This is a genomic window from Vibrio sp. SCSIO 43009 (assembly GCF_023716525.1).
Classification (GTDB): Bacteria; Pseudomonadota; Gammaproteobacteria; order Enterobacterales; family Vibrionaceae; genus Vibrio; species Vibrio alginolyticus.
In genome coordinates this window covers 562,604-575,836 of sequence record NZ_CP071843.1, presented here as the reverse complement: position 1 = coordinate 575,836, position 13,233 = coordinate 562,604, and the positions used below count along the sequence as shown (strand labels likewise).

Below are 13,233 nucleotides of genomic sequence, written 5' to 3'. Positions count from 1 at the left end.
ACACCATTTTTAGAAACCAACTTTTTTATACAACTTTTTTCATACCTTTCGAGTTCCATAAAAACAAAAAAATTTGAAAACCCAGTATAAAGATCCTTACTTGTTGTCATTAAAGCAATTAGTGCGGTGGGATAATGATAAATATGACAAATCTGTTGCGCTCAGTCGACAACAGCCATAAAGGGCTGCAATTGCTATTAGGCGATTTTTACCAAGATTTCAGTGACGCAGGGATTGATATTGAGATGCTGCATAAACAAAACCGTTTTGAAGCACTCAGATGTTATTCAAAAAGACTAAAGACCATTCTCGTCTTGTTATGTGATGACGACTTACCACCAAAATTGGCAAAGCTTGAACACTTAAACAAACACCATTTCCCTGCTCCTAATGAATTGATTGAGGACGTTAAAACCGAGCTTAACAACGTAAACAAACAAATTAGCCAGCTGTTAAAAATCGAAAATTCAATCGATAGCCGCACAGGTAGTGAATCGTAGGGGTGGCTCATGAGTAATAAGCAAATAGAACATCACCTCAAAAAGGCGCTCGTTTCGAACAACGAAGCTTCGAAGGTAACAACAGACGATACAATCGTGCTAGCCAGTGCAATGACCAGCGTACACAAAACCTTGCTGGTTATCTTTTTGCTTTCCATGGTGGCTATCGCCGTGGCATCTCAGGCTCGTATCGACATTGTGGTGTCGGTGCGCGGTGAGCTATTGCTCGAATCTGACATCGAAAAAGTGCAACACCTTGAAGGCGGTATTCTAGAAGAAATGCTAGTGCGCAAAGGCGAAGTAGTTTACGAAGGTCAGCCTATTGCACGCCTTCGCTCTCTGGATAGAAACACTCAACTCGATACGGTAAACACAGAGATCATTCAGCTAGAGCTAGACAAGATTCGTTACGAAAGCCTGCGCGATATGGTGGAACCCGATTTTTCTGCCTACATCGAAAAGTACCCAGAATTAGTGCAAGTCAACATGAATACCTGGCAGCAAGAATTTTCTAAAAACCGTTCCAATGAAGAGTTGATCACTCACGATATCCAACATAAGAATTCGCTTATTGATTCAATGCTCAAGCGCCGTAAAAGCTCCGAGAACCAGCTCTCCTTGATACGCAAGCAGCTCAATATTAAGAACACCTTGTACAAAGAGGAAATGGCGTCTTACGTCGATGTTCTGAATATGCAGGTTCAAGAGTCAAACATGGTGCGTGAGATAGAAAACCTTGATGAGTCGGTCATGAATGAGCGCTTCCAACTCGACAAACTAGAGAAGCAGTACCGAGACTTGGTGGAGAATCGTAATGCCGAGTATCAAGCACAAATCATTCAAGCAAACAAGGACTTAAAGTTGAAGCGTATATTACGTCCTCAACACTCAGATAAAGTGGATCGCCTCGTGGTTTACGCCCCTATTGACGGTGTAGTAGATAAAGTGCACTTCAACTTCCGCTCCGCTGTGATACCGCCAGGTGAAAGCATCGCGGACATTGCACCGATCAATAACGCCCTTCACGGAGAGGCGAAGATCCCGCGTAAAGACATGGGTTTTGTAGAAATCGGACAAGCGGTCAAAGTGAAGATGGATACCTACAACTTTGCCAAATACGGATTTTTGGAAGGTCGAATTGCATCGATCAGCCGTTCTTCTTATGAAGAAGAAGACGCAGAATTCTATCTCGCGGAAATCCAAATCAGTCAAAACTATCTAGAGCGCGGAGGCACACAATACAAGCTGTCCCCTTATATGGAGTTTACCGCAGACGTGAAAACAGGTTCACGCCGGGTGATCGAATACGCAGCGAAGCCGGTTATGTCGGCTATCGAAGACGCATTCGATGAGAGGTGATGGATGAGTAGCAAACCTTCTTACAATATTTCCGTTCCTGTTATGCGCCTAAGCATCGCTTTCAGCTTGATGCTGGCTGCCCTCGCCTTTTATTTGTATATCTCTTGGGAAAAAGTGGATTCAGTCGAGAAAGTGCAAAACGCGCCTCTGTTGGTTCAAGCTCAACAGCTCAACCAAACTATCGAGTTTGATATTCAAACGCTTCAACGCTGTTTAAGCGCACGTTATTGCAGTACAACAGAGCTTGATTTTGAGGTTCTGAAAGACGAAATTGACCAATTTAAGTCGCTCGCGTCACTCAACAAAACCGAGTTTAGCTTGGTGGGCGCGACCGAATACACGCAGCTTGAACTGGCAATCAATCGCTTCTCAGACAGCCAAAAAACACGCGACGATGTGTTGGCACTATACCTCTCGCTCACCAATAACTACCTACAAATGGACGACAACTACCGGACCATATTTAACAACCATGCGAGCGACCTAATGATGGAGAAAAACGAGTTCTTCATTTGGTTGTTTGTGGTCGTTGTCGTACTGGTTGGTATCGCAGTGCTATCGAACTTGGTGGCAATCCTTAAACTGAAAAAATCCAGTTCGAATGAGCGAGACATTGACCAAGAATTTGATGGGCTTTATCAAGAGCTCAAACAACTGGATTTACAAAGGCTGGAAGAGTTGCTCAATGAAGTGAGCATCAATCCGAAGCAGCGTCAGATCTACTCACACCTAAAACTGATTTTCAGCAACCTCGAAGAGCAAAAACGCAATAACGATCTCTACAAGCAGCTCTATGCTCTGATTGGTTACGAGATTCGTGGCATCACCAACACCATTAACGGCGGCGTGCAATATCTCGTTCAAGAGACCGATGAGAGCGGCGTGTTGATGGCGCAAGATATAACCTCGGCTGCCAATACCCTGTCTGAATTGGCAGAGAACTACAACCGACTCATTTCACAAGGGACCGAGAGCAAATCGAAAGAGTTTTCACTACTGAATGTACTGTCTGAATTGATGATTCACATCAGTTCAAAAGTGCAGCGAAATGAAGGTGAGCTAGACTGCTTTATCTCGGATAACTTACCAAACCGTGTTGAAGGACAATCCACCAGCTTATTCTGGGTGTTGTTCCTTCAGCTATCAAATGCCATCCAACTCAAAGCCGACAAGAAACTGTTTGTCACCATTGAATCAGGTGCGGCGTCAGACATTGAAAATACCCGCCTGACCATCAATCTAAACTTCTTAACCACGCTGGATGTGCCGTTTGCCAAGCTCAATACCCTACACTGGAGCGACCATAAACAGCACACTGCAACCAAAGACGATTTGGCGAAAAGCGTGTTGAAAGATTATGGCTATTACGAGAGCCATTGGTATCAATCGGGCAATCAGGAACGTTTTCAAATTCAGCTCGATTTGAAAGCCAAAAGCTTCCACACCGAGAAAACTCGCTTCGACAATAAGCGCCTATTACTGTGTGCCAACTCTCAGCTGCGCATTGATGTGATGAGCAAAATGTTAGTCAACTTGGGCTTAGAGATTACGCCAATTCGAACGCCGAACGAACTCTTCTCTGCGGCAAAAACCTTTGGCGAATACGATGCCATCATGCTGACCGACACGTTCGAGCCAAACAAGCTGCCCTCACTGAGCAAAACGGTGAAATCGCAACTGCGCAATCACCCGAACACCAAGTTGCTGCTCTCGGTCACTAGCACTCAGCAAGCGCAAGAGAGCCATACCTTTGTCGACAAGATTCTGAACTCCCCTGCGATTCCGTATGAGTTTATCCCCAATCTTTTAGCAATCATGGAAGCGGAAGCCTCAGAAGATCAGATGGAGAACAGCTCATTCCTGATTGTGGAAGATGACCGTGTTCAACAGATTCTACTCAAACGTATTTTGAGCAAGCAAGAATACGAAGCCGACACCGTTGGCGATGGCGCAGACGCTGTTCAGCACTTCATGAATCAGCGCTCGGACATCATTTTTATGGACTGCATCATGCCTGGCATGGGCGGTATTGAAGCAACCAAACGCATTCGACAATACGAACAAGAGAGCGGACAAAACCCTTGCACCATCATAGGCGCGACAGCATTGACCAGCAGTAATGAACACCAAGCTTGTATCGAAGCTGGAATGGATTACGTGATCAGCAAACCTTATAAAAACGACGAAATCATCAAGGTGATCAACAAGTATGTGGCGGTACAGAAACTTAACTAGCTGCGTATTGGCAGCGCTTACATTGAGCAATGCTCCTTCGGCAATGGCGACCACCTTGCTTGAGGCGGTCAAACTCGGCTTGGAAAACAATTTATCTCTGCGCGCTAGTGACAAAGGCGTGGAAGAAAACGAATACAACATCGACATTAGCCGTTCTAAGTTCCTGCCTTCTTTAAACGGTGCCGCTGATACAACATGGAATGAAAACGAGACCATATTAACGGGAACACCAGATAAACGTTCAAGCTACAACTCAAATAGCTACAGCGTGTCTTTATCGCAATCGGTGTTTAACCTTGGCGACATCTTCAAATACGGCACCGCGAAGCTGGATTTCAACATTGAGGAAATCAAACACGAGAACAAAATCCAGAGCACCATTTCTGAAATCGCGACGCAATATTTCGAATACCTCAAAAACAACGCGCAAATCAAAGCCACCCAAGTAGAACTTAAATCGTCTGAAACACGTGAGCGCCAAATGCGTCGCAACGTGGAACTTGGCAACACTGCGGCGAGCGAGTTGTATGAGGTAATTGCCCAGAAAGAAGGCATTGCCAATCGCTTAAGAACCTTAGAGAAAGACCGGCGCGTAATTTTGAACGGTTTAGAGATTCAAGTTCAATACCCAGTCACCCCATCACAAGACATCTACGAAAGTGTTCCCTTGGAGGAAATCAGCGAATCCGAACAACGTGAGATTCTTGAACAAGCTTTGAAGCTCAATAACGACTTATTGGTTGCGAAGAAAACCGTCGAGCGCAGCCGAAGAGGCTTGAAAGAAAGCGGTTCAAACTTTGTGCCGACCGTATCGCTCTCTGCCAGTTACCGTTACGACGATGCGAACAACTATGACCGAACCGACCCAACCGCAACAGGGGACAGTAACTCGACCAGCGTCGGGTTGAACTTGAATGTGCCAATTTTCTCCGGCGGTTCGGATTACTACGGTTATCAAAAATCGTCGACTGCCATCGAGCGAACCGAGCTGCTGTACCAAGATTCATTGTTCGCGACGCGCAATAGCGTTAACACCTCAGTACTCAACATTAACGACTTCTCCCGAGCTATTAGCAGTTACGAGAACATCATCCGTGCCAACTACGCTTCCTACAAAGGCATTCAACGCGCCTATCAGCTTGGTACGCGAACCATTACCGACTTACTGGCAGCGGAAAGTAAACTGTTTAGCGCGCTACGTGATTACGAGAGCGCGCGTTATGACTACATCATTGAATCGATCAATCTTGAGCAAATCAAAGGCATGCTGTCGGTGCAATCCATCGAAAGCATCATGCAATTGATGAGCGATATCGAAGGCAGAAGCAATCAAGACTTAGTTCCAAAACACCTTCTCTCCAAACCATCGATTAAGAAAGGAGGTCGCAATGCAAACTGAGCATTTTTCCCAAAAGATTCACTTTGCTGACAAGTGTTACCTGACTTTCTCCACGGTCATCTCAACGCTGTTTGGTTTAGTACTGCCCTTTTCGATCCTGATTATTTTTGACCGTGTTTTACCTAACCAAGCCAAAGACACACTGTTTCTTCTGTTTGCCATTATCTTGATCACCATCCTCCTCGACTATCACTTAAAAAATCAGGAAGAGAAGATTTCGTCGGTGATCATGAAGCAGTTCGAAACCAACTTAACCAACAAGGTGTTTCAATCCATCTGTTTGGCTGAGATTTCGAAGTTTCGTCGTCTAGAACCCGGTGAATACCTAGAGCGTATTGCCACCATTCCAGAGATTAAATCCTTCTTTGGCGGAGAATCTGTACGGGCATTGATCAACCTTGCCGTCAGTATACTGACCATTCTGATTATCGGTCTGATCAACATCTGGGCAGGGGTGACCATCTTGCTCGCCTCCATCATTTTGGCGGTGTTCGCACTCAGTCTTTCCAAGCAGAAAATCAACAGCTTAGAAAACAAATCCGACATCGAAGGCTTAACTACTTCTAAAATCATCGAGATCATCTCTAGCCCACTCGATATCAAAGCGCGCAATATGGAATATCGCGTTGAGAGCTTGATGACACAAATGGTGGAAGAACGTGAAGTCGAGAACATCAAATACGAGCAAATTGAATCAAACTTCAACCTTATCTTGTCGCTCATACAACAGCTCTCCATCGCTTGTGTGGTGGTGGTTTTGGCAACAGCAGTTATCAACATGCAATCGAGCCAAGGCATCATGGCTGCCATCATCATGCTTACCAACCGCTACTTCGCGCCATACCAGCAAGTAATGCGCACGGTGAGTCGATGGGAGTTGAACAAGCTTCATATTCAACGTATCGCCGAGCTGCTTGAGCTTGCTGCATCTATAGAACAACAAAACGACACGACGGAAGTCGAGCGCATCTCGGTGAAGTATTCGGAAAAACAACGCATTGAGTTTGAACGCGGTCAGGCTTACTTGCTGACGGGGAAAAGCGGCGCAGGCAAAACCCACCTCGCCAATTGCATTACGCGGCAAAACACCGACAGCAAGCTCGATATCCAAATCAACGAGACACCGCTCGATGACGTCAATTACAACGTCTGGCGCAATAGCGTGCTCATGGTCGACAAAACCAGTTCGTTCGTCGAAGGCACCATCATCGACAACTTGACTTGTTTCCGCCCGAGCTTAAATAACACGGCATTTGCGCTTTGCGAAACCATGAACATCAAAGCACAAATCGATGCCCTTCCCGCTGGTTTTTACACCGAGCTTAAAGGACATTTACGCAACCCATTCTCGCGCCAAGTCGCTTATGCCTTGTTGTTAGTGCGTGCCTTACTCGCGAACAAACGTGTGTTGATCTTCGACGACATCGACTGTGTTTATGATGACGACTTTGCTCGATTGGTTTTGACCAGCACCGCCTATCGCGCCAACGACAAAATCCTCATCATCGTCAGCAACAAGATGGACAAACTCAATCATCGCCTCAAACGCGTCAAACTTACCGGAGGTGACCAATGAGTATTTTGGTTGATTTTAATAATGTCCCTCAGCGCTTGTTGGACTTTGAGGCTCGCAGTTATGACGAGCGATACAATGAGTCACCTTTGATTCGTGGTTTAGCTTACACCCTCATAGCGCTTGAATGGGAAGGCACACCTTCTATCCTCAGCGACGCTTTTATCCCTAAACCAAAAGACAGCGACAGTTTTATCGCTACGATTGAACGCCTTGGTTACCGTTGTGACGTCACCAAACTAAAAACGTTGGAGCACATCGAGGGGCATCCTCATCCTTGTTTTATCGAGATAGAAAACCTCACTGCGATTTTCTTGGGCACTAAAGACGGCAAACTGATCCTGTTTGATTACACAAATAACAACACCATTGAATACCCGCTCTGCAAGAAGCCGTGCTTGTTGGTCTCGATCAGCGAATACTCCCGCTTATTCCGAGAACCGCCACCTGAATCTCAAGACCGCAGTAACTGGATTAAATACGCGTTTTATCGCTACAACAATGAACTCAAAAGCCTGATTATTCTCAGCTTCGTGGTCAGCATTCTCGGCGCACTCCAGCCCTTTTTTATTATGAGTGTGTACAACTTCGCCTTAACCTCTAGCTCGCAAGCCACGCTTTATTGGCTCACGTTATTTGCTGTGATTGTTGGGTTCTCGGAATACTTTTTCAAGAAAATGCGGGTCAACATCATCGCCACATCAGGAAAGGATTTGGCGGTGCATATTTCTCAAAACGTAATATCCAAACTGTTGTGGCTTCCTTATTCGATGACATCTACCGCTGGTGTCTCTTCTCAGTTAGCACGATTGAAGGACATCGACACTTTCCGCCGTTTGGTAACCGCAGAGTCAACATTAAGCTACTTCGACATGCCGTTTGTTATCGTATTCATTATTGCCATTGCTCTTATGTCTGGTACCGCAGCGCTAGTCGTTATGGCGGGGTTGATTCTAATGTTGGTGTTCTGTGTTTATTCTCGTTACATCTACTCGCAAGCCACGTCCAAGAGCTCTCGCGCCAACGCCATGGTTTCTTACCAATGGAATGAGATTCTTCGTGGTATAAAAACCATCCAAGGCTTGCCATTATTGCGTGTTATCCAGTCCCGCTTTAGCGCATCGCATTTACAAAGCACCAGCGATGCAGAACATGTTTCAGTGACTAATAGCAGGGTTCAGGCAGCAGGCGGGAGTTTGATTCAGGTTATTGGTACCGCAAGTATCGTCGCGGCCGTTATCGGCGTGATGGACGGCACCTCCGATGCAGGTGCAATGCTTGCTACCGTAATTTTAGTCTGGAAGGCGTTGGGGCCTATTATGGGCATCTACAACTCTATTTCTAAGTTCCAATCCATTAAGGCGTCTTCTGCGCAAATCAACAACCTTATGGCGATGAATGACGATAAGCTAACGTTAGAGAAAAGCCCCCCTATTCGCCTATTTCAAGGTAGTATCGTCGGCTCTGGTGTGAGCCATCGTTATAGTGGTGCGGCAACAGGCTTAACTAATCTTGGTTTTAAAATTCCACCGGGCGCAAAAGTTGTGATTTGTGGACCAACAGGTTGCGGTAAAACGACTCTCATTTCTATTATCGCTGGGCTAGAGGAACGCTATCAAGGCTCAGTTTCGGTGGACGGTTATAACATCAAACAATTCAACAGTTACCGCTATCGAACCTCGATTAACTACATCCCGTTTAACCTGCATATTTTTGAAGGCTCCTTGGAGACTAACTTCATCTTGCATAATGGGTTAATCCCAACAGAAAAAATGCGTGAAATGGTGAGTTTCTTTGAGCTCGATACATGGTTGCCACAAGGCCTGGACACTCAATTGAGCGTTGATATCTGTAAAAGTTTACCAAATGGTATTCAACAAAGACTGCGGCTCGCATTAGGGCTAGGTAACTGCGAACAATCTTTGATTATCATTGACGAGCCATTTAATGGTGCAGAGCAAGAAAACTCGCACTACTTCAAGCGGTTATTCAGCGACAAACTACTCAATAAGACCGTTATTTTCTCAACGAATGATCCGGGCATGATCTCTACTTCCAATATGAGCTTAGTCTTGGAGCCAGATGGCAACTTGAAGTATTTCGGGTTAACCGATAAGTACTTAAAAAGTCTAAGTTAAGTTCGGAATGTGGTGTGGTTCATCATTCATAATTGAGCACGGTCATTGACAAAAATGTAAACGATGAGACTATTTACTCTGTAAGCGCGTACACTAAGGAATCCGATGTATACATTTGTTGCAGACAAATTGGATGTGGTTTATTTATCAACGATACCAGAAAACTACCAGTTACAAGACTTTGACGTGCCTGAAGAAGAACTCGAAATTCGTGAAATTGTAGAGGTATGGTATGAGTGTGCGTTTCTTCCTGACTTTAACCTTCAACACATCGACATCGAAAACAAAACCGCATTAGTCGAGACACAAGCGCAAGTCGTAAACAACTACACAAGTACGCTCGCTTTTTTACTCAAAAGTCGTACTTATCGCGCAGCACTTAACCGATTATTGAGTGTATGGAGATTGGAGGCAGCAGCTAAAGCACAGCTTGAGCTGCTGTTACTTACGGAAGAACAGAGTAGCAAGCCAGTAAATTAATCGGCTAGGATAAGGGGCTAAAAATCTTAAACCCAACCATCGAACCGGAGACGTTTCTGCACGCGTTCAACCGCCTCTATCTGCATCTGACGAACACGCTCGTTAGACACGTTTAACAACAGGCCTATTTCCGACAAGGTTTTCACTCTCTGGTCAAATAATCCGAATCGATGGATTAAGACTTTCTGCAACTTAGTTGGCAAGGTTTTAATAATATTTTCAATAGCTTGAGTAAAGCACTGGTTTTCACAGTCTTGTTGTGGATCTGGCGTATACTCACTTTCACACAGTTCAAGAACAAATGGAACACGATGAAGGTCCGCAGTGGTCGATACATCAATAAAACCACTAAGAGCAACAAGTTCATCTATACGCTCTGCTTTCACCCCTGAGCAGCGTGAGAGTTCAGAAATAGACAACTCCTTGCTCTCACTTTTTGACGCATCGAGCTTTTTTAAAGCCAGGCTATTTATCTCTTTGCACACATGAGCAGGTAAACGTACCGTGCGGCCATTGTTCATTAATGCCGCTTCTATATTCTCGCGAATCCACCATACCGCATAAGTAGAAAAACGGTAGCCTGGCTCAGGATCGAACTTATCGACCGCTTTTATCAAACCAATGTTACCTTCTTCTATTAAATCGAGCAGAGTAAAGTTATTGCCTGGCCGTTTGAGGTAGCCTTTTGCGATTTTCACAACAAGTCGAAGATTAGACTCAATCAACATTTCGCGCGCTTCTTCATCACCAGCTCGATTAAGTTTGGCGTAATGCAACTCCTCTTCACGAGACAACAAATCAATCCCCACAATATCTTTGAGATAGTGAGCATAAGGGTCTTTCCCAACTGACAACGATTCTTTCATTGACAGTTCATCCGTGACAGCTCGGAACCTAGCAAAGCATTCGTTGTTCATTCCCCGTCCTTCTCAAGCCAACTTATTTCTTATCTTCTTTAATTGTTTTTGTACAACACCGTATGCATCATGCTTTATATGCATTACTTTACACTGAGTGTAGACAGGGGTTCTGATCTTTACCAAGAAATCACTTATCACTTTAAAACAATTACTGCTTCTATGATAAAAACGTGAGCAAGCGGGGGTTTATATATATGAAAGTGATAGTATTTGTACGCAAATTGGCCTCAAAGAAAACAACGCAACGTGATCGTCAACGCTTACCACCTTACTCTGACTAAAACTTTGAGGCTTGAGGATGGTTTGAAGTATCAGTTGAATTAGCGAGACCTAATTCACTTGACGAAGCGCAGGTTGAAGCTGACAGTCTGTTATAACTTGGAAAACTGCACGATTCTTTCCTTCAGACTTACCTTGATACATCAACTCGTCAGCATCTTGCAAGCTCACGATGTGGGTAAACTCAGGATAGTAAGCACAGCCCAAACTGATACTCAAATGAATTGCTTGTCCGCCCAGTATAACAGGCTGATCGTAAACGGCTTTACAAAGCATATTGGCAAAATTGAGCGCTTCTCGCTCTGACAGAGAAGACGTAACGAGTGCGAACTCTTCTCCTCCAATTCTCGCCAATGTCATTCGGTCATCAGTCATCGACTTAGCGGCTTCTGCGATGGCAACTATTGCTCGGTCTCCAGCAAGGTGGCCATATCGATCATTGATTGATTTAAAATCATCAATATCAAACACCATCACCGTTAAGTTTCGCTTCAAATGATTCAGTAGCGCCAATTGCTCAATCAGGTGTCTACGGTTGTATAGCTTTGTGAGAGAATCCGTCAACGTCATCTCTAGCAATTGCTGATTGGCAATCGTTAACTGCCTTGTCCGAAGAGCAACCATACGTTTGAGGGCAAAAATATGATAAAGCGTTGCAACCGCCATAATGAAAATAGCAATAGGGAAAAGATAAAGTGGATAAACCGTTTTCACCACACTCCAACGGGTGAGGATCCGCTCACGATCCGTATCGATGACTTTTTCAAACGCTCTTGATACCTCTAAAATGGAAGTTGCACTGTGCATTCCTGCTGCAATCCGAAGATCTTTACTATATAAGCTAATTGTCGGGACAAACATACCCGCTCCCGGCGTGGTTGCCATATAAAAGTTAGCAACTTGCAGGTCTGCAACAAAGTACAGCACCTTTTTATCGACGGCGGCTTGTATCATCGAATCATTGTTAATGTATTCTGCGATAGGTGCATTCGGATAATTCGTCTGAACAAACTCAGACTCGTAACTTCCTTTAACAACGCCAATTGGCAGCGTCATTTCGCCAGTTAAAACACTCCTGATATCAACCGAAAGTACATCTTTATTTACGTACAGTTTGGTTTGGATAGGCATTATGACTGCGCCAAAGTCCATATACTTCGCTCTTTCGGGCGAGTAGACAAGTCCTCCGTGAAAGTCAGCCTTACCCTCTTTTACGGCTTGTAAAGAAGCATCCCAATCCAAAAGGAGAAACTGAACGTCGATTTGGTTGTTCGCCGCGTACTCTTTCCAAAAGTCGATTAAAATACCTTTAGGTTCACCATCTGGGCTAAGGTAAGAGAACGGCTTCCACGCTTTGGAGTTAGCAACAATTAAAGAATGAGACTCTGACTTGTGTGCATGCGCCATCGGACAAATGGACAGCCACAGTAGTAATAAAGAAGCACACGCTTTTTTACATTTGCAACCATAAGTACCATAACTCGTCGATGACATACCTACTTCTCACCAGTCTTTTTAAACCATAATCTCGGCTGTTTGATTAGACTAAAGATATAGTAGAGTTGCATAAGACAGGAAGTGACGCTTATTGATATGAATCTAACTTAGTAAGTTTTAGTACTTAATTGGTACTTTCAACGCCTAGCTCGCTGAAGCAGTTGAAGCAGTTGAAGCAGTTGAAGCAGTTGAAGCAGTACATGATAAATTAGGAAAACTTATCTGGTACTAAAAATTGAATATCATCAGTTTTGCAAACACCTAGTACCAACAAAAAAGCCCTATTCAAAATCCACCTTGGGGAGAACTTTGAATAGGGCTCTTTGCCTCTATGCTTCATTTTACGGCTGAAGCTACCTTTACCTTTTTTCGCTTTAACGACTCGTGTTTGGAACAGCTGACTGGTAACAACCGCTTTTAACGCGTTGTCTTTGATTTCACCTCTGCCGAAGTCGGTCTCATGTTGTGAGCCACTCGGTTGAGGACTGATTTTACGCTTTGCCATAAATCCTCCTTAATGGTCGAACCAGATTGGACAATAATTATATAAATAAGTCAAATTTATAGATTTAGTTGAATTTTATGCTAAAAAACTTCACATCACCGTCATTTATTTGAAATTTAATCAAAAACATGCTGGTTAAATAGTGACTAAATACAAATATTTGTCCATAAAGCACTAATATATGTTGACTCTTCGTGGAATTAACCTAGACTCAAACACGGCTAGAAAGAAAGTTCTTTGTTTTCACATTTCGTTGGATTACTTGTAACCCGTCGTCCTGTGGTACGCAATAGCAATTTATTTTTCCACGCTATAAGCGCCGTTGAGGCGAAAGATTACATTATTTAG

The 13,233-nt window shown here is 44.2% G+C and carries 10 protein-coding genes; 7 read left to right on the top strand and 3 right to left on the bottom strand.

The genetic code is table 11. The annotated features are described in order from the left end of the window. Positions 1 to 131 precede the first annotated feature (131 nt). From J4N43_RS18260 to J4N43_RS18230, 7 genes are all read left to right on the top strand, one after another. Positions 132 to 500: a hypothetical protein gene (locus J4N43_RS18260; RefSeq protein WP_031777210.1), complete on the top strand. Its 369-nt coding sequence runs from the start codon at positions 132 to 134 to the stop codon at positions 498 to 500. Positions 501 to 509: 9 nt separating this feature from the next. Further along, the gene (locus J4N43_RS18255) at positions 510 to 1,859 is read left to right on the top strand and encodes an HlyD family type I secretion periplasmic adaptor subunit (RefSeq protein ID WP_005375593.1); all 1,350 of its coding nucleotides are present in this window, start codon (positions 510 to 512) and stop codon (positions 1,857 to 1,859) included. Positions 1,860 to 1,862: 3 nt separating this feature from the next. Beyond that, positions 1,863 to 4,094, top strand: a complete 2,232-nt coding sequence (locus tag J4N43_RS18250) for an ATP-binding response regulator (RefSeq protein ID WP_158159387.1) — start codon at positions 1,863 to 1,865, stop codon at positions 4,092 to 4,094. Then, entirely contained in the window at positions 4,069 to 5,493 is a 1,425-nt protein-coding gene (locus tag J4N43_RS18245; RefSeq protein ID WP_062730940.1) for a TolC family protein, read from the top strand. Before J4N43_RS18250 ends, J4N43_RS18245 begins: the two co-directional genes overlap by 26 nt. Then, positions 5,483 to 7,069 carry an ATP-binding cassette domain-containing protein gene (locus tag J4N43_RS18240; protein WP_158159388.1) on the top strand — a complete coding sequence of 529 codons (1,587 nt, stop codon included), beginning with the start codon at positions 5,483 to 5,485 and terminating at the stop codon, positions 7,067 to 7,069. The genes J4N43_RS18245 and J4N43_RS18240 overlap by 11 nt, the downstream gene beginning before the upstream one ends. Next, positions 7,066 to 9,204 carry an ATP-binding cassette domain-containing protein gene (locus tag J4N43_RS18235; protein ID WP_053307837.1) on the top strand — a complete coding sequence of 713 codons (2,139 nt, stop codon included), beginning with the start codon at positions 7,066 to 7,068 and terminating at the stop codon, positions 9,202 to 9,204. Before J4N43_RS18240 ends, J4N43_RS18235 begins: the two co-directional genes overlap by 4 nt. Before the next feature lie 105 nt (positions 9,205 to 9,309). Continuing rightward, entirely contained in the window at positions 9,310 to 9,684 is a 375-nt protein-coding gene (locus tag J4N43_RS18230) for a hypothetical protein (protein ID WP_005375619.1), read from the top strand. Between the two features lie 26 nt (positions 9,685 to 9,710). Here J4N43_RS18230 and J4N43_RS18225 read toward each other — a convergent pair whose 3' ends face one another. The 3 genes from J4N43_RS18225 to J4N43_RS18215 form a co-directional block, all read right to left on the bottom strand. Then, complete coding sequence (locus J4N43_RS18225; protein ID WP_017635872.1) at positions 9,711 to 10,601, bottom strand: sigma-70 family RNA polymerase sigma factor; 891 nt, start codon at positions 10,599 to 10,601, stop codon at positions 9,711 to 9,713. Positions 10,602 to 10,934: 333 nt separating this feature from the next. After that, positions 10,935 to 12,377 (bottom strand): transporter substrate-binding domain-containing diguanylate cyclase, encoded by a 1,443-nt coding sequence (locus J4N43_RS18220; RefSeq protein WP_017635871.1) that lies wholly within the window; start codon positions 12,375 to 12,377, stop codon positions 10,935 to 10,937. Positions 12,378 to 12,588: 211 nt separating this feature from the next. Then, entirely contained in the window at positions 12,589 to 12,885 is a 297-nt protein-coding gene (locus tag J4N43_RS18215; RefSeq protein WP_017635870.1) for an alternative ribosome-rescue factor A, read from the bottom strand. Positions 12,886 to 13,233 lie beyond the last annotated feature (348 nt).